Genomic DNA, 20,128 nt, shown 5'->3' on the forward strand with positions numbered 1-20,128 from the left:
TCCCGGCGGGGCGTCCCGCGGCTTTCACCGCCGCGCGGGCGCCCTTCCGCATGTTCCGGAAACGCGGGGTGACGCAATGAGGCTCCCTCCGCGGGCGCATGGCCCGTTTTTTGCTGGAGAGGCGGCCTTTTTCACGTATGTTGGGGGCGCCTGCCAGGCGCCCATGATGCCATGATTGGCCCCGGACTCATCTCCTTCTTCTGTTTTCTGATGACGGCCGCGCATTTTTTACGCGGCGGCGCGGATACGGGGGCCATTTTGTGCCTGGCGCTGGCGGTCCTGTCTTTTTCCGGGCGCGGCTGGCTCCGCAGGAGCGTAACATTCCTTCTGCTGGCCTCACTGGTTCTTTGGGGAGTGGAATTGGTCCATCTGGTGAGGCTGCGGATAGTGGCGGGGCTGCCGTTCGCGCGCCTGGGCGCCATTCTCCTGGGCGTCCTGCTGCTCCATGCCGGAGCCATTCTGTGGCGCAGGCGGGGGGAGAGGAATTTGTCCGCGCCGGAACTGGCGCGCAGCCGCGTGTTTTCCGCCTCTGTGGCGCTTCTCTTCGCGCTGGATGCGCTGGCTCCTTTCCCCCTTCTGCTGGGAGAGCGCGTGCTGCCATGGCAGGGCGTCAACGGAGCGGCGATTCTGCTTCTGGCGTGGTGGGGCGGCTATTGCGCGGAGGGCCTCCTGAATCCGCAGGCGTCTCCCCGCAGGCGGCGGGTGATGTGGACCGTGTTTGCCTCCGTCTTTTTCCTGCAATTCCTGCTGGGCGTCACGGTGGCTTCCTCCCTGCTGATGACGGGCAGGCTCCATCTTCCCGTGCCGTTCATGATGCTTTCCGGCCCGGTGTACCGGGGAGAGGGGATGTTCATGCTGGCGCTGTTCAGCGTATCCGTGCTTCTGGTTGGAAGCGCCTGGTGCAGCCACCTGTGCTACTTCGGGGTTTGGGACTGCTTGTCCGCCACCTCTTCCCGCAGGAAGGGGCGCCCGGTGAAGGGCGGCAAAAGTTCCCGTGACTGGAGATGGGGTTTCCTGGCCGCGGCAGTGGGGCTCCCGTTCCTCCTGGCCGTTCTGGGCGTGCCGCTGGAATACGCCCTGGCGGCCGCGCTTGCCGCGGCGCTCGCGGCTCCCTTTGTCTGGAAGAGAAGCTCCGCAAACGGCGTGCGGGAATATTGCAGCAGGTTCTGCCCCATGGGCCTGGCGGCCAGTCTGCTGGGCAGGTTTTCCCCCTGGCGCATGCGCGTGGGGGAGACGTGCACCGGCTGCATGAAATGCGCCTCCGCCTGCCGTGACCTGGCCATCTCCCGTGAGGGAGGGGTTTGCCGTATTTCCCGCCGCTGCACCCTGTGCCGGGACTGCATTTCCCGGTGTTCCCATGGCGCGCTTGGCCTCGGCATGGCCGGCCCCTTTTCCTCCGTTCCGTCCGCGCGGGCGGACCTGTACTTTATAACGCTGATTTCCGTCATGCACGTGGTGTTTCTGGCCACGGCGAGAGTCTGACATCATTCAATCCGATCATGAGAGATACCTATACCCTGGAATACCCTTTTTGCGGAGGCTGGATGGAGCCCGCCCAGTGGCACGCCATTCTGGAGGCCGTGGACGGCGGATGCCGCCTTGTTTCCTTCTCCACCCTGTCCATTCCCCTGGACGGAGAGGATGAGCGCGAATGCGTGCGGAAGGGCATGGCCCTGGCGGAGAAGCTTTCCCGCCTGGTCCCGTATGCGGAACAGGCCGTGGATGTGGGTTCTTCCCTTTGCTGGGGGGAAAACCGGGACGCATGGCTGCAATTTGCCGGAAAACTGAACCGGTTTTCCTCCCCCGTTTCCTTCCCTGCATATGAAATACGCAGGAACCGCGAATGCCTCTTTTCCTCGGATCCCAGGCCGGAAGAACGCTTCTCCGCCCTGCACAAGCGCGTCAGGATTTGCCTGGAAGAAGCTCCGCACCATGAATTCGGCCTGTTCTCCTGTGACCTGGGTTTTGCGGTACCCAAAGGCGGCCATCCGGAAGGCGGCGTGCATTTGTTTGCCGGAGGCGGGGGCGGCATCCCCGCCGGCAGTCCGGCCCTGGCCCCGCGGGCCGCGTCCTGGCTGGGGCGGTATTCCCTGCCGGAAGCCCTGAAAGCGGCGGCGGTACTGACGGCCTTGAATGAACGGTTCGGGGAAACGGAGAACCCGCGCAAAAGGCGATTGAAGTCATTGTTCGCCACGCGTGGCCTGGACTGGGTGCGGAACGAATTGAAAAACGCCGGATTGTATCCGGGAGAAGGGGAGGAGCCGGAGTTTTCCTCATCCGGGGAATGGAGCCGCAATGACTTTTACAACGGGCTGCTGGTGGCGCTCCCTTCCGGAAGCCTGGAGGATACGCCGGAATATGCGGTGGCGGCGGCGTTCCGGCGCGTGGCTCCCTTTCTGACGGCTCCGGTGCGCATCACGCCGCGCGGCAATCTCCGGCTTCATCCGGCGGACAGGTGCGTGGCGGAACGCATCAAGGCGCTGCTGCGCGGGTCCAGGCGCTTTTCTCCGCTCTCCATAGAGTCCTGTTCCTGCCGCGGCCTGCCCGGCTGCCGCCGCGCCCGTGCCGCTTCCTCCCTGATTCATCAGGAGCTCAACGGCTGGCTGGAGGAAATCCTGCGTGAATTCGGGCTTGATGACGAACCCGTGGTGTTCCGTATTTCCGGCTGTCCCAACGGCTGTTCCCGCCCCCTGTTTGCGGAGCTGGCCCTGGTGGGCCGCAGCGAGGGCGTTTACGACGTGTTTGCCGGAGGACGCGCCCAGGGTGACAGGACGGCGTTCCTGCTGCGCCGGGCCGTTCCCATCGGGAAGGTGCGGGAGCTGTTCCGGGAGATTTTCCGCCAGTTTGCCCTTGCCAAAAGGGAGAATGCGTGGACGTTCGGGGAATGGGCCTTTGACCGTCTTCAGGCCGGGGAGGTGGGGCCGAGCTGCGCCCACCGTCCGGGAATTCCGCCGCAGGCGTGAATGTCGGCACGGCGTTGTGCCGCTCTACGGAGTGGGGAAGCTGTTGTGTGGCGATTTTTGACCTGAAAATGGTTCAGGATGTTTTCGGAATGGCTATGGTGAGGAATCATGTTCCCAGCCTCTTTTTTCTGTGCCGCCTGTCTTGGCTGTGCGCGGGTTCCGCGTGTGGCGCGGAAGGTTTTTCTTTCTGGAATGGAACGCGGGCTGCATCTGGAACATTCCGGCTCCGGACATTGAAAAAGGTGCGCATCGGGGAAGTAGCGCACAAAAAGGGAGGCCTGGCCCTTGATTGCGCGGACCCGGCGGAAGGCCATTTCATGCTGACGGTGGAATTGCTGAAGAGGCGCCAGGGCTGATGAATTAGGTTTTCTCCCGCCGGATATGGGAGAAATTCAGGGCCATTCGGAAGAGAGGAATTTGGTTTCAGAAGGTCATTTCTGCTGTTCATTGATGAATTTATTGAGCATTTATAGTTTTTGTTATGATTTTTGAATGACCGTTAAATTTATTAAAGTCACTAAAAAAGATAGGGTCTGCTACGCTCCGGTCCCGGAGCCGGTAGAACAGGGGGACAAGCTGGAAATCATGGAAATGAAGGAGGGGGCTTTCTCCCCGCCGGCGGGCAGGGCGGCTGCGGTTTCCCTGTCCAGGAACCCCATGGTGTTCGTTAAAATGAATGACGGATTCCAGCGCATCCTGATGAAGCACATCCTGTATGTGGAGGCCGCAGGAAGCTACTGCACGCTGCACGTGCACGGCATGTCGTCCATTCTGGTATCCGCGCCGCTGGCTCGGGTGGCGGAACACCTGGACGGGGAATATTTCATCCGTGTGCATCGTTCCTACCTGGTTAACAAGTTGCATATAGAGTCCATTGCGGGTAATTTCCTTCAGGTAGGGAATGTCTCCATCCCCGTCAGCAAGTTCATGAAAAAGAAAGTGCTGGGAAGCCTGAACATGCTATCGTTTTCCAAATAGCCGCCAGCCATGCCCCGCCGGCGCTCCGGGAAGGCGGAACGGGCCTTCCGGACAGGCGGGGTGGAAAAGGCGCCGGAATGGAATGATCATGACAACGTCGCCGGAAGGCGGCACATCATATTAACCTCAACCAGAAAATAAAATAATATGGCAATTGATAAATCAGCAGCCGACGTGGCGACTTCCTCCCTGCAGTCGCTTCCTTTCGGCAACATCATCGGCGGTCCCCTGGTCGCCTGTGTGGAAGCCCAGGCCCAGGCGGCCCGGACCTCCTGGGAGTTCATCCAGAATGTGGGCCTGTACACGGAGGGAGAAGAGAAGAAGACGGTGAACGTCTCCTTCCAGTTCATCAAGGACGGGCACATGGCCCAGATTACGGTCCCCCTTCTGACCATCGTCCCCATTCCCTACATCGCCATCAACTCCATTGACATCAACTTCAAGGCGAACATCAGCGCTTCCGCCGCCAGTACGGAAACGGAGAATTCCTCCAGCTCCGCCGATGTCAAGACATCTGCCTCTGCAAGATGCTTCTGGGCGCGCGGCAGCATGAACGCCAGTTATTCCAGCAAGAAGGACTCCTCCGCCACGAAGGACTCCAAGTACAGCGTGGAATACACGATGGACGTGGCCGTCCATGCCGGGCAGGACAGCATGCCCGCCGGGATGGCCAAGGTGCTGGAAATGCTGAACAACAGCATTTCCGTAGTATCTCCGGAAGGTTCCCTGGAAGTGCAGCATGCCATCCAGGATGACGGAACCGTGAAACTGATGACCTCCTACAAGAACAAGGAAGGCCTGTTTGATCCGGACGCCATCACCCTCCGGATAGGGGAGGCCACGGACCCGTTTGATAACGGTGCGGGGAATGAAGCCAAGATTGTGAAAACGGATTCCGGCAAGGAATACACGATTTCCAAGGAGGACGCCAGGAACTGCACGGTGAACGCCGGAGAACTCAAAAGGAAGGTGGCTGTAGGCGCCTGATAACCGGACCATAACGATTTCTCCTCCATCCCAGAGCCATGTCTCGTCTGAATCTGATTGTCGAATCCCTGCTGAGGGACATTATTGAAGCGCAGCATGCGGCGAACTGCCATGCGGCGGGGCTGGCGCGCCAGTACGGGAAGCACGGCGGTGTGCGTGGCTTCCAGCTTCCCAGCGCCCAGATAGGGTCCCTGGAATTCGATCTGAAGTATGCGGTGACGGGAACCTCCGGGGTGGAGGAGAAGCAGGTGCTGGATGCGGAGCAGTGCAGCCTGTTCCAGCAGGAACTGGCGGAGCGCGTGCCTGCGTACGCCATCCGTTCCATTGTGATGGCCGTGGTGCACTCCAATCTCCCGGCGGATGAGGCAAGAAGTGACTTTTCCTCCCTGCTTGCCAGGGAGGAACAGTGGAAAAGGAATTTCTGCCTCTACCTGGGAAAGAAGTTCACTGCGGCCATTTCAGGCCATGAGGGGGCCCTCCTGCGGGCGGACTCCGGATTGGACAAGGGATTGCTGGCGGAACTTCTGGCGGATGTGGCGGAGAAGGAATTCATGGACAATCCCGATCTGGCGGACCTGTTCCAGGGAGCGCAGGGCGACGCCCTCAGGCAGGAGTGCCGCAAGAACCTCCAGGAGGGCCTCTCCTCCTTCATTGACGTGCTTGCGGAAAAGTATGCGTTCACCCGGCAGGTAAGCAATGTGGTGGTGGACGTGGAGGTGGAGACGGAAAAGCTGAAAAAGATGCCGGAGAACTCCATCCAGACGCTGCACCTCAACATCGCGCCCGCCGCCGTTCCCGCCGTCCTGGCGGAGCAGAATGACGTCTCCGGACTGGCCGCGCAATAGTGATATTTATTATGAGTGATTCTACAAACAACAAGGTGAACGGGCACATCATGAGCCTGCAGCAGTTGATTTCGGCCCCGCTGGTCGCGACGATTGATGCGGACGCGATGTCCACGGAACGCTACATGAAGCATTTCATGTCCCTGGCTTTTGAGTCCTACAATCCCGCGGACGGTTCCACGGGGGCGTTAAGGCTCATCAGCTTTAATTTTACGGACAGCGACGCTTCCGGCGGCGCGGAGAAGAAAGTCAGCGTGCCGCTCATCAGCCTGGTGACGCTGCCTCTGCTGCAAATCAAGCAGGCGGACTTTGACTTTGACATCAACATCATTGACGCGGTCGCCTCCGCTCCGGATGAACGCTTTTCCCTGAACAAGGGTGAGGTGGATTCCTCCGCTGGGAAGGGGCAGGGTGACGGCCTGAACTTCCGGGCTTCCCTGGCGCCCCAGTCGGGCAGGGGGGCCGCCTCTTCCTCCCTGCAGGCGAACATGAAAATCCATGTAGCCATGCAGCAGGCGGACATGCCTTCCGGCCTGTCCCAATTCCTCCAGCTGACCTCCAGGCCGCATTATGAAGACTCTCCCTCCCAGGAGAAAAATAACTAATTGAAAGAAAAAACATGGACCAGAAAACCACTTATTCCTACCAGCGCACTCCGGGGCTTGACTGCCCCAAATGCGGTGTGTATTTCCCCACAACCATTCCGGACCTGTTGTCCGGCGGCATTGAATGCCCCCACTGCGGGCTGAAGCTTTCCATTGACCGGAAGTCTTCCGACCACGCCATGCAGGCCCTGGAAAAGTTCCAGGCTACCCTTGACAAACAGCTTCCTGCCGCCTCCCTGTCATGAAGAGACTGCTGATGATGCTGTCCGCCATGCTCTGCATGGCTCTGCCCCCCCTTTCCCAGGCGGAAATGCAGCAGCGGGAGCCGGGCCAGCTGGCCGCCGCCTGGCAGGACGTGAAGAAGCAAATTTCAGGCGACGGCCAGACCATCCGTGTGAGGGACGGAGCCAAGGCGCTTGACCTGCTGGGCGAACTGGGCGTTGTCTCCGTTCCGGAGGATGGCGTGAAGCTGTCCCGCGGCACCCTGACCATTATCGTCACGCGCGGAAAGAAGGAGGACGGGGTATTTTATGTGCTGACCGTCACGGAAGAGGATGGGACAAGGCGGGAAGTGAGGCTCGTTCCCTCCTCCTGATTCCCCGGAAAAGATGCGTCCCTTCCGGAGGGAAGGTTATTCGTTCTCAAAATCCCACACGCGGCGGCGGGCGTTTTTCTTCGTCCGTCCGCCGTTGGCCTTGCGGAAGGGGTCAAAAAGCGGGTCCAGCCCGTTACCCTTCAGCAGCAGGCACTGTTCCATCAGGCGGCCAAGTTTTCCCTTGGGGAAGCCCTTGGCCTGGAACCATGCCAGGTATTCCTGGGGCACGTCCATCAGCGGGCACCCCTGGGGCGGGTACTTGGCCGGGCCGTACATGCCGAAGGGGACATGGGTCCGGGCGATTTCCTCCACCAGTTTTCTCAAATCTTCCGCGTCCGGTATTTTGGGATCGTTCATGGGTTTTGCAGGATGAATTGTTGAAGGCTTTCCGCCAGCCGTGCCGGAGCTTCCAGGGGGAGGCGGTGGCCGGCGTGGGGGATGATGACGGCTTGTTCCCCCGCCGCACGACGGGCCAAGGCAGTAAATTTGGTGTCGCGCTCCCCGGCTATCCACAACTGGGGCACGGGGGACTGGCGCAGGAGGGGCGCCAGGTTCTTCTGCGCACCCACGGACCAGTCAATAAACGCGCGGGAGATGGACTTGCGCCACGGTTTCAGGGAGGAGCGGTCAGGATTTCCCGATTCTCCGCCAAACACGGCCTGCGTGTCCCATTCCTTTAAAAAATCCTCCCATGGGGCGGAAAGGCATTTGACGGCCCATTCCGCATCCTTTGCGCGGCGCGCGGCTTTTTCCGCTTCATCTTCCAGCCCGGGATGGGCGCTGACGAATACGGCGCCCTTCCAGAGGGGGGGATGGGCCAGAACGGCCTGCATGGCCAGCCTGCCTCCCAGGGAATAGCCGCAGAGCCAGGGATGCTTGTCCTGGGCGGCTATTTCAGAGCACAGCACGCGCCCCATGTCCTCCAGGCTCTTGGGGCAGCATTCCAGATACTTCCATAGATTCAGGGCGCGGGCCTCTATCCCTCCGGCGCGCAGGGCTTCCATGGCGGGCTTCCAGTCCGCAGGAGATCCCAGATTGCCGTGCAGGAGCCAAAGCATGGTGAAAGCCCTTTCCTATTTCACGCCGTATCCGGCGAGGCCATTCATAAACATCTGGACGGAAATCATGATGAGCACCATGCCCATCATCCGTTCCAAGGCGATCGTTCCCTTTTCCCCCAGCAGGCGCAGGAACCTCTGCGCAATGAAAAGCACCACTCCGGAAAGGAGCCATGCCGTCACGATGGCCCCGGCGTAAGTCATCTGGGAAATGCTGTCCGGGCTCTGGGAAGCATGCAGCATGATGATGGCCAGGGAGGAAGGCCCGGCCATCAGGGGCATGGCGATGGGAACGATGAAAGGCTCGTCCTGGCCTGCCGTGCGTCCGGCGGAGGCAAGCATGTCCTTGGCCGGGAATACCATGCCCAGCGCCACGAGGAATAGCAGGATGCCTCCGGAAATATTCAGGGTAGCCGGTTCCAGCCCCAGCAGGTTCAGCAAGAATTTGCCGGAAAAAAAGAACAACAGCAACAGGCTCAGCGCAAACACAAGTTCACGCATCAGAATGGCCTTCTGCCGGGCCGGAGAATACTTTTTCAGCATGCCCTGAATCATCGGAGCCAGTCCCACGGGATCAATGACGATGAACAGGAGAATAACGGTGGAAAGGAAATCCTGCATGGAATACGCACCTTGTAAACGATACGGGCGCGTGCGTCAAAGAGAACCGCCGCCAGCGGAAATTTTCCCCGTTTGGCTGGCTGTTTTCTTCACCAGCGCTGAAGCAGGTTCTTTATATCTGAAAAGCGATTTGAGAATCCCGGCAGATTTTGTGTAGAATGCCACAGTATTTTTAAGGAAGCGGGAACAGCTATTGAGGAATAACTCCTTTAGGAGATCGGCTTACTGGTTCAAAATCTTTTCTGCCCACATACTTTCTCCAGATCCCCGGCTCTCCATATCCATCCCGGAAGCGTACTTCCAACTCGTACTTCTTTCCGTTGAAAAGACGTGGAAAAGGGCCAAGATAGACTAACAATGAATACGCATCCTTGATGAGCACTTCATGTTTTTCTCTCGGTTGTAACGTAATGAAGTGCAAGGAGTTAGCTCTTCGTTCAATTTGATACCCGGCTCCATACCAAGCTGTGGGCTTGTCCATTTTCTTCCCGTTTCCCGTTTTTAAAAAAATCTTTATGAAAATATTCGGGCCATAATCCTTGAGGGGATAGAAGTCATCAAAAAGGCGCACGGTCTTTTCACCCTTGTTCGTAAACACCAGCTTGAAGTCCGGGAAAGTCTCTCTTGCGTCAAACTCGGTCTTTTCCATCACCACGGAACATTCGATCCCGTTGTCGGCCATGTCCCCCCATGCCGCAGCATGGAGGGACAGGCACCCCAAAATTCCTAAATACCGGAAGATTTTTTTCATCATAGCGCGAGTTTGGCCGTTGCCCGGAGATTTTACCATCTACGGACCCCTTCAGGAGATTGATTTGACGTTTTAAATTCCTGTCTGCCTACGTATTCTCTCCGAACGCCGGGTTCTGCATATCCATCCTTGAACCTGACTTCAAGCTCGTACCACTCTCCATTGCGAAGATGCTCGAAATATACCAGCAACAAGTAAGCGTCCTTGATGGACACTTCATGTTTTTCTCCGGGTTTCAGAGTAATGAAGCGCATCAAGGCCCCTACCCGTTCAAACATATACATGGGTCCATACCAAGCTATAGGGGTTTCTCTTTCTAATCTGACTACTCCAAGTCTCTTCCCATTTTCCTTTCTCCATATTTCTATATGAATATTCGGCGCTTTTTCTCTTCTGGGTTCACGAAGACGCACAATAGGATAAACGTCGTCAAAAAGACGTACGGTTTTTTCGCCCTTGTTGGCGAACACCAGCTTGAAGTCCGGGAAGGTTTCCCTGGCATCAAAACTGGTCTTTTCCATCACTACGGAACATTCAATTCCGTTGTCCGCCTGGTCGCCCAGGGCGCTGCTAGAAAGGGACAGGCCAACCAGCAGATTGGCGAAGAGACAGGTCTTGTTCATGAGTTAGGGGAAATGGTCAGTTTTCTTCACCGTTGATCGGAGGAAAGAAGCAGGGAAGGTTGGCATAGGATTCCATAATTTACCATCTAGGAGCTCCTTCAGGAGATCGACTTGACGTGTTAAATTCCTGCCTGCCCACGTATTCTCTACGGATTCCCGGTTCACTATATCCATCCTTAAAGCGTACTTCCAGCTCATACCTATTATTGTTGCGAAGATACTCGAAATAAGTCAGCAATAGATAGGCATTCTTGATAGGCACTTCATGCTTTTCTCCGGGCTTAAGCGTAATGAAGCGCATCATGTCCTCACGCCATGCTTTCATAGGCCCGGTTTCATACCAGGCTAAAGGCATTTTTTTTCCGAGTATTACTTTCCCGAATCTCTTTCCAGTTCCCTTTCCCCATATTTCTATACGAATTTCCGGCGCTTCTGCCTTCCTGGGTTTACGAAGGCCCACAACAGGATAAATATTATCCAAAAGGCGCACGGTCTTTTCGCCCTTGTTCGTGAATACCAGCTTGAAGTCCGGGAAGGCTTCCCTAGCATCAAAACTGGTCTTTTCCATCACCACGGAGCATTCTACCCCGTTGTCGGCCATATCCCCCCATACCGCCGCATGGAAGGTCAGGATTGCCAGACATCCTAAAAACTGAAAGATTCTTTTCATTACAGCACAAGTACCTCTCATTCTAGAAACTATAGTAAATTGTTTTATGTTCACAAGAACATTGTACCAATTTTTCAAGTATTCCCTGTTTCAGCGTTCGGGACAAGGCTTTGTCGCATTTACCCTTCGTTGACCGGAGGTTTGAAACAAGGAGGCTCAATGGCTCCCGGTTCTGTGACCTGATCGGGTACCCTGCTCCATCCGTTGGTTTTTGCCTGGGCGATAATCTGGAGAGTCACTTCATTCAGGGATTTTTGTCCGGCACAATAAGGACGAGTATTGGCCTCATCCGGAAACCGTTTTATACAGTTTTCCACTTGATCCGAAAGATCGCTCTCAAAACCCAGAGCAAATTGTTCCATGAAATGTATTGCATTGTCCATGTTCATCCCTAAACAGGGAATAGTCTTACTTTCCAATTCCTCCTGTATATTCAATTCCTTCCAGTAAAATTTAAACGCTTCTTCAAATTCCCGGCGGTGATGTTCTTCATGGGCGAGGGAAGCTGCCGGAGTATGCCATGTCCTCACTTTTTCGCGCGCCTGGTAGCCGTTCATCGCGTTAACGGCATCAATGGCTTCCTCTTCGGTAGTGGAGGGATGGAGCAAGGGGGCCCTAAAATTGTCCCGGTGTATTGTAATTTTAGCTCCGGCGGAGGCGGAAGCGACACGGCATCTCCACACGTCCTCCACCTCATCCCTGCAAACAGTCACGCAGATTTTGGGGCGGGTTTTTGTTGTTGAACAGGCATCTGCCGTTTCCATATAGATAGGTTCCGGTTTTTCGAATTCCAGTTCTATTTTCTTAGATTCTTCGCAGGTAATGGAGGATTCCTTTTCAATCGTCCACAGCTTGATTTTGGGAGAAGGCTAAAATTCACGCTTCATCATGGAATCTCCTTCATATTTCCCTTCCTGAATCGGTTGCCAGGTTCAGCTTGCCGTTGGGCTGTGTTCCATCCTTCTCACAAAGTTGCTCGCCGGCAATGGAGATACTGCCCGAATCGTCGGCCTCCACGCCGAAATAATACAGGCCGTCTTCTTCAACCTTGATGAACATTTCCGGCGCGCCGGCACAAGTGGCGTGCTCGCACTCCGAACCGTCAAAATTGAACGTCATGGCATCGACTCCGAGCTTCTGAGGAATGAGAGCCTGGTACCCGTCGCAGATGACCTTAGGGCCGACAGCCTTGTTTAGGGGAATATAGTTATTCATTTTCATGATCGTTTCTTGTTTGCGAACTAAACGTTTAGTTCTCCAATGAGCATGATGAATTCCTGGGACGGCAACAACATGCTTTAATCGGGATGAGAGCCGTTTTCCGGAAAAATCGGCCGCCTTTGGAGGGCTGCCGTATCATCCGGCCTGGGCGCCGGAAAAAAGAGGGGCATCTTCGGATGTTCCATATAAAAAATTGGCGGATGCCATCCAGCATCCGCCAAGGGAGGTTACAGTAGTTTGAATGTATTCCGGATATCCCTGTGCCCATGCGCTCCGGGTTCCGGAAAAGGGGGCTGGAATATGAATTCAAGACAGGGGAAAAAGAAATCCGGTCTGTCCGGTGGAGAGTTGCCTCCTTCCGCCGGGCATGCAGAATGCTCCCGTTTCCGGAGTTACAGAAGGAGGTCCTGGATGTTGTCCGAGGAGATGACGCCCGTTTCCGTGGAGGACAGCACGCAGAGGGCGTCCACCAGGTTTTCCTGGCCCAGGGCAAGCCCGGCTTCTTCCACCAGCACATCGTCAATGTTCATGGTGGCGAAGGACATGGGGGCCGTTTCCGGAGCAGAGGGTTCCATCAGGGCGGCAATGCCGATGACGGCTGCCACCAGGGCCGCAGCGGCGGCTCCCCAGATGCGGAAGGAGTGCCGCTTGAAGTGGAGGATGGATTCCACCGGAACGGCAGGGACGTTTTCTTCCCCGGCAATACGCATCATGACCTTGCGGGCAAAATCATCCCCCGGCGCAGGCTGGGAGGCATGGCCCAGAATCTGCCAGAGTTTTGTATCGTCCTGTTCGTTCATTGTGGTATTTCTGCTGAGGTTTCTATGAGGAAAAACACCGGAAAGCGCGTCCGGTTTCTTGGCGGCTTTATTTTTTCCGTTCCGCCGCCTGCCTGATGACAGGGGCCAGCACGGCGGCGATGCGTTCGTAACCGGCCGCGGAGGGATGCAGGCCGTCGCTGGAGAGTTCTTCCGGAACGTATCCGGAAGCGTCCGCCATGACGCGGCCCGGTTCCGTGTAAATGAAACCCTGTTCCGCAGCCAGGCGGTTCAGGAGAAGATTGATGGAGGCAATGCGTTCCGCCGTGCCTTCCCGCGCGCTGTTGCGCGGGTAGAAGCCCTGGAGGATGATGGCGGCTCTTGCCAGCCTTCCGGTGATTTCCCGGCAGACGGCGCGGACGCCTTCCAGGATTTCCGCGTCCGTGTTTTCCGTGAGGTTGTTCGTGCCCAGGAGGACCACGCAGACGGCATTTTCCGCCGCGCCGTCCAGCTCGCCGTGGCGGAGCCGCCACAGGGCGTTTTCCACCCGGTCATAGCCGAAGCCCAGATTGGCCGCCGTCATTCCCGCCGTGCACAGGTTCCATGTTTCCGGGGATTTCTGGAGGATGTCCCGGTGGGGCTCGTCCACAGGCGGCCCTCCCCAGAAGTGGGTGATGGAGTCACCGATGAAGAGGAGGTCCGGATGCGTTTCCCGCACCAGGCGGCACACGGCTTCATGGCGCGCGGGCCAGTCATAAATCATGAAATCCCGGTTCTGGGTGCAGGGAATCAGCGTGGACGGCACGGGCTGGGCGGGAGGAATGCCCGGCATGATGAAGGTTTCCGGTTCCGTAAGCCCGCGCCTGCCCTGAAACAGGCGGTAACGGATGCGCGTGCCGGGGGGCGCCTGCACCGGAGCCAGGTAACGGCCCTGCGTGCAGAGCATGCGGGGAGAGTCCGCATTTATGTCCATGCGGACGACTGCGCCGGGAGGGGCGTTTACCGTGGAGAGTTCCAGTTCTCCGGCGCCGTTCAGGACGGCGCGGATCCCGGGGGGTGGAGAAGGTTCTGTCATGAGACGTCGCGCATGTGCTGGCGCATCTGCCTGCGGCCGATGGAGTCCGGCCCGCGGCCGTCCTGCATGCAGTAGTTCACGGGGCGGCTCTGGGAGGCGCCGTGCGGAGCGCCCAGGCGCTTGTCCGGTTCCGACGGCAGCAGATGCACCACTCTTTTGTTTTTCCAGACCAGCCACAGCACCACCACGGCCGCCAGCGCGGAGACATGCAGGATGATGCCGGCTACATTGGCCAGGGCAAAGGACATCCAGGCCTTCATCATGGCGTGGAGGTGGGATTCACGCGCTTCCTCCGGCTCCTTAATGGTAATGTTGGCCTCCGGGATGCTGGCAGGGTTGTCCGGGTCCAGCGCGGGCAGCGTGGGCTTGGGGGCGGAGGCCATGTCCGCCTCCGTCCTGCGCGCCAGGGAGATCATGGCTTCAATAAGTTCGTCCTGCGGGTGGGTGAAGCGGGAGGCGTCCTGCTTCACCTGGTACAGGAGGTCCCGGCGTCCCGCATCCCCAAGCTGCGCGCTCAGTTCCGGGTCCAATGCAATCTGGGCGCTTTTAATGTCGCCCATGTGGAAGTGGAGCAGCAGGTTGCGCTCCTTGTTCCTGAAAATCTGGCGGGCAATGGTGGGGGCATTGACAGAGGGGGGCACCTTCTGCCCGGCGGCGAAGATGCTGACGAACAGGTTGACGTTGTACCGGGACTTGATGAGCTTGATGAGTTCAATGACGTCATTGCTCTCCACTTCCGTAAGCAGCTTCTGGGGGTCGATCAGCCCGGTGGAGGTGCGGATGTAGTCCGGAAGAAAGTATTCGTTCACGTCCGTGAAGTCCTCCGGAACGGGGTCCACGGCGGGGGAGTCCGTGCTGGCGGCAGGCTCCGGCGCGGAGGGGGAAGGGGAGGCCGCCGCATCCACGGGGGGCAGCAGGGGGGCATGGGCGTCCCACCAGGTTCCCTTCATCAGGGATTGCTGGTCGCGGGGCGTCCATTTCAGGGCTGGAAGCTCCTGGGCCGTGGCCGCGCACACGGCCGCCGTCAGCAGGAAGGGAAGGAAAGGGAATTTCATGCGCCGCCTCCTTTCCGGTCCGCGGGGGGAGGGGGCGTCAATCCGTAGCGCATGGGGTGCCTGACCTTGGAGCGCGCCTTCCGGGCCACGAGCTGGACGGCGTCTTTCATGATGGAGCCCACCGCCTGGAGCAGCATGCTTTCCCGCAGGGGGATGCGGGCCTTCATGATGGATTTGTTGATCAGGTCCGGCTCCACGTACGGGTCCAGTTCATAACCCCACATGAAGCAGGCCGTGTCCGTGCGCACGTCCAGCACCAGGATCAGGAGCCACTGTGGGTCCAGGGGCCCGCGGTGGTTGGGGAAGCCGGCTTCGTCCACCGTCAGGTGGTTCATCATCCAGAAGCTGTGTGGGATGAGGGAGAAGGGCTCCAGGATATTGGGGAAATAAACGGAAAGGAGAACGGGGGGGATGCGGCGTTCCAGCTTCTCCAGCAGGGCGTTCAACTTCACGCGGTCCTGCTGCCGGAGGGCTCCGGCGTTGTCGCATACGCGGCGGTAGGGGATGGAATCCCGGCCGTATTTCCTGTCCAGGTTTTCCAGGGAAAAGCCGCAGTGAGGGCACAATGATTCCGCCCCGCGGTGGAAATTATGTAAACACTTCGGACAAGTCGGCACGGGGGAAGTTTAAGCACGAAATTCGCTGCCGAAAAGGCTAATTGTCAGAAAGAAATCAAGTATGTCTCAATCTTCCAGATTTTCTTTTGTCACACGGTAAATGGCGGCGCATCTGGGGCACGTGACTTCCAGCTCGTCTTCTCCCTGGAACAGGTCTTCCTCCCGTTCCTGAAGAGCCTTCAGCGTCGGCAGGATGCGGTCCAGCGTGCAGCCGCAGTAAAAGCGGAACCTGCGCGTTTCAAGCACGCGCGTGTCTTCATTCTCTTCCAGATGGGCCAGTTTCTCACAGGTGAGGGAGGCCAGCCATTCTTCATCCGCGTCCGGCTGGGACGTCACCATGGTGTAGCATTCATCCGGCAGTTCTATGCAGCGCGCATTTCTCTGTTCACTCTGCTTGTAGAATTCCTCCACCCACTGGGCGGGGGTGGTTCCAGGAATGGGAACTACGGAGTAACGCGGTTCAAAACCCTTGCGGAGCATGGTGGCGTAAAGGGTGTTTTCCTCCGGCTCCTTGATTTCCTGCGTGAAGATGCGGCCCACCACGGATTCCGTCAGGGAGGAGCCCGTGACAAACAGGTTGGCCACGGCGGGCGTCTTCAGGTTCACCGTCCAGGCGTGCTGTTCCGCCCAGGGGCGCGCGACCATGTAGAGGGTGAAGTAGGCCATCAGCTCTTTCAGGAGGCTGTCGTAAGGCTCCTCGTTCCGCAGCCCGTACTGCATGAGATGGAGGTAGTAGTCCGTGAACAGGGGGGAGAATTTCGCCTTCAGCACCAGGCAGTTGCGCTCCCGGACAAAGATGGATTCAACCGTAACGAATTCTTCTACCAGTTCTTCGCTCATATCATATAAATTCAGCTCTTCCCCGCAGAAAATCAACCGTTCCTCCTGTCATTAGCGGGGATCATGACAGGTAGCCGCCGCGCTGCCGCTCCCTTGACGCACCCCGGAAAAAAGGAAAAGGAGACTGGCGCGGAAATAACGGCGCAGGCCCGGCGACTGCACGCAATACAGTCTTTACCATGCCTTTCCGCGCGTTTAACATGCACCCATGGCAACCGACAAGAATATCACCATCCATACTTCCAAGGGCGACATCAAGCTCACGGTGTTCGCTTCCAAAACGCCCGTGACGGCGGCTTCCTTCCTGAACCTGGCTTCCAAGGGGTTTTATGACGGGCTCAAGTTCCACCGCGTGATTCCGGATTTCATGATCCAGGGCGGCGACCCCACCGGCACGGGCATGGGCGGTCCCGGCTACCGTTTTGAGGACGAATGCCGTCCGGACCTCAAGCATGACGCTCCCGGCGTGCTTTCCATGGCAAACGCGGGCCCCGGCACCAACGGTTCCCAGTTCTTCATCACCCACGTTCCCACTGACTGGCTGAACGGCAAGCACACCGTCTTCGGCAAGGTGACGGAAGGCCAGGACGTGGTGGACTCCATCAAGCAGGGGGATACCATTTCCGGTATTACCATTGAAGATGCTGCGGACGACTTGTTCACGGAGCAGGCGGACCGCATTGCCGCATGGGACAAGGCCCTGGGCAAATAAGGCTGCCTCCAACTTCATTCAGGCGGCGGAAAGGCGTTTTTAACCGCGCCTTCCGCTGCCTTCTTCTCTCTGCTTTTCCGGTACATGGTTCTGGCTGTTCAAAATCTGCGCGTACAGTATGGCGCGCGCGTTCTCTTTAATGACCTTTCCTTCACGATTGAGGATGGGGAAAGAATTGCCCTGGCGGGCCATAACGGCGCGGGCAAGTCCACGCTGATGAAGTGCATCGCCGGGCTTAATGAACCGGATTCCGGGTCCATCATCAAGGCCAGGAACACCCAGGTGGGCTATCTGCCCCAGGAGGGCATCCATGTCCGCGGGCGCAGGCTCATTGATGAAGCCATGTCCGCCTTTGCGGATTTGATGGACCTCCAGAAGCGCATTGACGCGCTGACGAAGGAGATGGCGGAGCTGGACCCGCGCTCCGCCGCGTATTCCGAGGTGCTCAACGAGATCGGGGAACTGGAGCTGGTGCTGCACGCCCATGATTCCGCCCGCCTCCGCCCCCGCACGGAATCCATTCTGCGCGGGCTGGGGTTCAAGGACCGGGATTTTGAACGGGACTGCGGGGAATTTTCCGGCGGCTGGCAGATGCGCATCGCCCTGGCCAAGCTGCTGCTCCGGGAGCCGGAAGTACTGCTGCTGGATGAACCGACGAACCACCTGGACATTCAGTCCCAGCGGTGGATGGAACAGTACCTGCGCACCTACCGGGGCGCCATCATCCTCATTTCCCACGACGTGGCGCTGCTGGATTCCCTGGTTTCCCGCACCATTGCCTTTTACCATGGCCGGGCGGAGGAGTATGCGGGCAATTTCTCCTATTTCCTGAAGGAAAGCGTGCTGCGGAAGGAAATCCTGCTGCGCCAGAAAAAGGCCCAGGACCGGGAAATAGCCAAGACGAAGGAGTTTATTGACCGCTTCCGCTACAAGGCCACCAAGGCGTCCCTGGTGCAGTCCCGCATCAAGCAGTTGGAAAAAGTGGAGCTGATTGAGGTGGAGGAGGACGACGCCGTGATGAATTTTCATTTTCCCACCCCTCCCGCCGGAGCGCATTCCGTGGTCAGGCTGGAGAAGGTCTCCAAGCGTTACGGCGCCATTTCCGTCTTTGAAGATGTGGATGTTGAAATCGTGAAGGGGGACCGCATCGCCATTGTGGGGGTGAACGGCGCGGGCAAGTCCACGTTTTCCCGCCTCATTTCCGGCGGGGAGGAGCCCAGCTCCGGCAGTGTGACGATGGGCCGCCATACGCAGATCGCCTTTTTCTCCCAAACCCATGCCGATGACCTGGACCCGGAAAAAACGGTTCTGGAATGCGTGGAGGCGGCAGCCACGCGGGAATCCGCGCCCATGGTGCGCAACCTGCTGGGCTGTTTCCTGTTCCGGGGGGATGACGTGCACAAGCGTGTGGGCGTGCTTTCCGGGGGTGAACGCTCCCGCGTGGCGCTGGTGTGCATGCTGCTGCATCCGGCCAATTTCCTGATTCTGGACGAACCGACGAACCACCTGGACATCCAGTCCCAGCAAGTGCTTCAACAGGCGTTGTCCGAATATCCGGGCTCCTACTGCATTGTTTCCCACAACCGCAGCTTCCTGGACCCCATTGTGACGAAGGTGCTGGAATTCGTGCCGGGAGAGAAGCCGCGCGTTTACATAGGCAACGTTTCCGATTATCTGGAAAAGGTGGAGCGGGACCAGGCCCTGTCTTCCTCTGCCGCGTCTTCCGCCTCCGGGGCGGGTGAACCGGGAGCCGGAGTGGACCGCAAGGCGCGCAGGCGCATGGAGGCGGAAATCCGCCAGAAAAAGACGCGCCTGCTCCGTCCCCTCCAGGAAAAACTGGAACAGTTGGAAGCGGAGATAGCGCGTCTGGAAACGGAAAAGACGGAGATTACCTCCCAGCTGGAACGCCCGGAGGTGGCGGCTGATACGGAGGCGGTCATGGAGCTTACCTCCCGCTTCCAGCAGGCGGACCGCCAGTTGGAAACCTGCTTCACGCAGTGGGCTGATCTTTCAGAGAAGATTGAGGAGACGGAAGCCCGCATTGAAGAAGAGGCGGAAAGAAACGTTTCCGGAAACTGAGAGGATTTTTCAACGAGAAACAGGACCGTTCCCCGGCGGGGCGGTCCTGTTTTGGTGAGGAATAAAGCAGAGATTAAATGATGCCTGCGGTTATACCCGGCGGCGCAGAAGCAGGGCGGCCAGCCCGAGAAGGCTGAGGGAGGCTGTTGCCGGTTCCGGCACCGCGTCTCCCTGGAGGGCCAATTGGGAAAGCCCCAGGAAGGTGCCCCCGGTATTGGGCGCCTTGGCGTTCACGGTAAGGGTAAAGGTTTCTCCCGCCTTGACTGTGACCGGGGTATTGAAGGAAGCCTGCTGGATATCCGCTGTCGGTGTGCCGTCCTTGTCGGCCTGGACGCGCTCGAAACTCAGATCAGCCGTAGCGGAAGAATCTCCGGCGGTTAGCGTAACGGTAGCGGTTCCCGTCTTGGGGTCCGTATTGCCGTGCCGCGTGCCGGTTCCGGTAACGAATTGAAAGCCCAGGTCAAGAGAAGAAAGAATGATGTCCTGCGTAGCCGTGAAGGAAAAGGTGACGGTCCATCCGGCGTTGTTATTCTGCATCTGGACATTGGGAACAAGGAGGTTCGCAGCCAGGTTTCCGGAAAGGGATGTGGAGGGATTGGAGAGCGTAACGGAAGCGCCGTCTAGAAAATTACTGTCCGCATTAATGGAGGTTTGATGAAACTGGGTTTCATACAGGGTAGTCGCTGCCTGTACCCCGGAAATGCACATTAAAAAAGCTGAGATGGAAAGGAGCTTCTTCATGAATTTTATATTAGCGGATTAGATATCCGCAAACAACAAAATTTTTTGAGGAAAAACGAGTTTCACCGCAGGTAAAGGGGAAGAATAAGAAATACGGACAAAATGCCACGAAGCGCCGTTTTCATGAGTCCTTGATAATGTGCTCTTTTACTTACTCCTATTTTCCTTTTCCCATTGCCGGATATCTAATCCGGTAGCAGGAATCTTTCCATGGTGTAACAGAATGAACGTTTGGCTGAAACAGGGCATCATCTCGCATGGCATGCCTTTTTCTCTGTAGAAGGAAAAAGAGAGCCATGCTTCCAAAAACCGGAAACGCAGGGGAAATCCTGTC

25 protein-coding genes are annotated in these 20,128 nt (G+C 57.8%); 11 read left to right on the forward strand and 14 right to left on the reverse strand.

Annotation, left to right across the window (positions count from 1 at the left end):
* The first annotated feature begins 171 nt into the window (after positions 1-171).
* The 9 genes from ABGM91_RS05600 (at position 172) to ABGM91_RS05640 (ending at position 6,973) form a co-directional block, all read left to right on the forward strand.
* Complete coding sequence (locus tag ABGM91_RS05600; protein ID WP_354834477.1) at positions 172-1,482, forward strand: 4Fe-4S binding protein; 1,311 nt, start codon at positions 172-174, stop codon at positions 1,480-1,482.
* Between the two features lie 17 nt (positions 1,483-1,499).
* On the forward strand, positions 1,500-2,963 hold the full coding sequence (locus ABGM91_RS05605; RefSeq protein WP_354834480.1) for a hypothetical protein: 1,464 nt from the start codon (positions 1,500-1,502) through the stop codon (positions 2,961-2,963).
* Between the two features lie 233 nt (positions 2,964-3,196).
* Positions 3,197-3,319, forward strand: a complete 123-nt coding sequence (locus tag ABGM91_RS05610) for a hypothetical protein (RefSeq protein ID WP_354834483.1) — start codon at positions 3,197-3,199, stop codon at positions 3,317-3,319.
* 136 nt (positions 3,320-3,455) lie between these two features.
* Entirely contained in the window at positions 3,456-3,941 is a 486-nt protein-coding gene (locus tag ABGM91_RS05615) for a LytTR family DNA-binding domain-containing protein (protein WP_354834486.1), read from the forward strand.
* Between the two features lie 147 nt (positions 3,942-4,088).
* Complete coding sequence (locus ABGM91_RS05620) at positions 4,089-4,928, forward strand: DUF2589 domain-containing protein (protein ID WP_354834489.1); 840 nt, start codon at positions 4,089-4,091, stop codon at positions 4,926-4,928.
* Between the two features lie 38 nt (positions 4,929-4,966).
* On the forward strand, positions 4,967-5,773 hold the full coding sequence (locus tag ABGM91_RS05625; protein WP_354834492.1) for a hypothetical protein: 807 nt from the start codon (positions 4,967-4,969) through the stop codon (positions 5,771-5,773).
* A gap of 11 nt (positions 5,774-5,784) precedes the next feature.
* Positions 5,785-6,378 carry a DUF2589 domain-containing protein gene (locus tag ABGM91_RS05630; protein WP_354834495.1) on the forward strand — a complete coding sequence of 198 codons (594 nt, stop codon included), beginning with the start codon at positions 5,785-5,787 and terminating at the stop codon, positions 6,376-6,378.
* Between the two features lie 14 nt (positions 6,379-6,392).
* Positions 6,393-6,623 (forward strand): hypothetical protein, encoded by a 231-nt coding sequence (locus ABGM91_RS05635; protein ID WP_215429483.1) that lies wholly within the window; start codon positions 6,393-6,395, stop codon positions 6,621-6,623.
* On the forward strand, positions 6,620-6,973 hold the full coding sequence (locus tag ABGM91_RS05640) for a hypothetical protein (protein WP_354834498.1): 354 nt from the start codon (positions 6,620-6,622) through the stop codon (positions 6,971-6,973). The genes ABGM91_RS05635 and ABGM91_RS05640 overlap by 4 nt, the downstream gene beginning before the upstream one ends.
* A 36-nt stretch (positions 6,974-7,009) precedes the next feature.
* Here ABGM91_RS05640 and ABGM91_RS05645 read toward each other — a convergent pair whose 3' ends face one another.
* The 13 genes from ABGM91_RS05645 to ABGM91_RS05705 all read right to left on the reverse strand — a co-directional run bounded on the left by ABGM91_RS05645 (position 7,010) and on the right by ABGM91_RS05705 (position 16,262).
* Complete coding sequence (locus ABGM91_RS05645) at positions 7,010-7,330, reverse strand: DUF3820 family protein (RefSeq protein ID WP_290565510.1); 321 nt, start codon at positions 7,328-7,330, stop codon at positions 7,010-7,012.
* Positions 7,327-8,031 carry an alpha/beta fold hydrolase gene (locus ABGM91_RS05650; protein WP_354834503.1) on the reverse strand — a complete coding sequence of 235 codons (705 nt, stop codon included), beginning with the start codon at positions 8,029-8,031 and terminating at the stop codon, positions 7,327-7,329. Before ABGM91_RS05650 ends, ABGM91_RS05645 begins: the two co-directional genes overlap by 4 nt.
* A 15-nt stretch (positions 8,032-8,046) precedes the next feature.
* On the reverse strand, positions 8,047-8,652 hold the full coding sequence (locus tag ABGM91_RS05655) for a MarC family protein (RefSeq protein ID WP_290565512.1): 606 nt from the start codon (positions 8,650-8,652) through the stop codon (positions 8,047-8,049).
* Positions 8,653-8,842: 190 nt separating this feature from the next.
* Positions 8,843-9,406 carry a hypothetical protein gene (locus tag ABGM91_RS05660; RefSeq protein WP_354834506.1) on the reverse strand — a complete coding sequence of 188 codons (564 nt, stop codon included), beginning with the start codon at positions 9,404-9,406 and terminating at the stop codon, positions 8,843-8,845.
* A gap of 29 nt (positions 9,407-9,435) precedes the next feature.
* On the reverse strand, positions 9,436-10,026 hold the full coding sequence (locus tag ABGM91_RS05665; protein ID WP_354834509.1) for a hypothetical protein: 591 nt from the start codon (positions 10,024-10,026) through the stop codon (positions 9,436-9,438).
* Between the two features lie 79 nt (positions 10,027-10,105).
* Positions 10,106-10,696, reverse strand: a complete 591-nt coding sequence (locus ABGM91_RS05670; protein ID WP_354834512.1) for a hypothetical protein — start codon at positions 10,694-10,696, stop codon at positions 10,106-10,108.
* Positions 10,697-10,815: 119 nt separating this feature from the next.
* Positions 10,816-11,460, reverse strand: coding sequence for a hypothetical protein (locus ABGM91_RS05675; RefSeq protein WP_354834515.1), 645 nt, complete (start codon positions 11,458-11,460; stop codon positions 10,816-10,818).
* Between the two features lie 136 nt (positions 11,461-11,596).
* On the reverse strand, positions 11,597-11,911 hold the full coding sequence (locus ABGM91_RS05680) for a hypothetical protein (RefSeq protein WP_354834518.1): 315 nt from the start codon (positions 11,909-11,911) through the stop codon (positions 11,597-11,599).
* Between the two features lie 398 nt (positions 11,912-12,309).
* Complete coding sequence (locus ABGM91_RS05685) at positions 12,310-12,717, reverse strand: hypothetical protein (protein ID WP_290565518.1); 408 nt, start codon at positions 12,715-12,717, stop codon at positions 12,310-12,312.
* A 67-nt stretch (positions 12,718-12,784) separates the two neighbouring features.
* A complete protein-coding gene (locus ABGM91_RS05690) occupies positions 12,785-13,750 on the reverse strand; it encodes a GDSL-type esterase/lipase family protein (protein ID WP_354834521.1) in 966 nt (321 codons plus the stop codon).
* Entirely contained in the window at positions 13,747-14,805 is a 1,059-nt protein-coding gene (locus ABGM91_RS05695) for a hypothetical protein (RefSeq protein ID WP_354834524.1), read from the reverse strand. The genes ABGM91_RS05690 and ABGM91_RS05695 overlap by 4 nt, the downstream gene beginning before the upstream one ends.
* Positions 14,802-15,371 (reverse strand): hypothetical protein, encoded by a 570-nt coding sequence (locus tag ABGM91_RS05700; RefSeq protein ID WP_290565521.1) that lies wholly within the window; start codon positions 15,369-15,371, stop codon positions 14,802-14,804. The genes ABGM91_RS05695 and ABGM91_RS05700 overlap by 4 nt, the downstream gene beginning before the upstream one ends.
* 117 nt (positions 15,372-15,488) lie before the next feature.
* A complete protein-coding gene (locus ABGM91_RS05705; protein ID WP_354834527.1) occupies positions 15,489-16,262 on the reverse strand; it encodes an Hsp33 family molecular chaperone HslO in 774 nt (257 codons plus the stop codon).
* A 208-nt stretch (positions 16,263-16,470) separates the two neighbouring features.
* Here ABGM91_RS05705 and ABGM91_RS05710 point away from each other — a divergent pair, with 208 nt between their 5' ends.
* Entirely contained in the window at positions 16,471-16,974 is a 504-nt protein-coding gene (locus ABGM91_RS05710; protein WP_290565523.1) for a peptidylprolyl isomerase, read from the forward strand.
* An 84-nt stretch (positions 16,975-17,058) separates the two neighbouring features.
* The gene (locus tag ABGM91_RS05715; protein WP_354834530.1) at positions 17,059-19,053 is read left to right on the forward strand and encodes an ABC-F family ATP-binding cassette domain-containing protein; all 1,995 of its coding nucleotides are present in this window, start codon (positions 17,059-17,061) and stop codon (positions 19,051-19,053) included.
* Between the two features lie 90 nt (positions 19,054-19,143).
* Here the strand turns inward: ABGM91_RS05715 and ABGM91_RS05720 are convergent, their stop codons facing one another.
* Entirely contained in the window at positions 19,144-19,794 is a 651-nt protein-coding gene (locus tag ABGM91_RS05720; protein WP_354834533.1) for a PEP-CTERM sorting domain-containing protein, read from the reverse strand.
* Positions 19,795-20,128 lie beyond the last annotated feature (334 nt).

Source organism: Akkermansia muciniphila (genome assembly GCF_040616545.1).
GTDB classification, from domain to species: Bacteria; Verrucomicrobiota; Verrucomicrobiia; order Verrucomicrobiales; family Akkermansiaceae; genus Akkermansia; species Akkermansia muciniphila_E.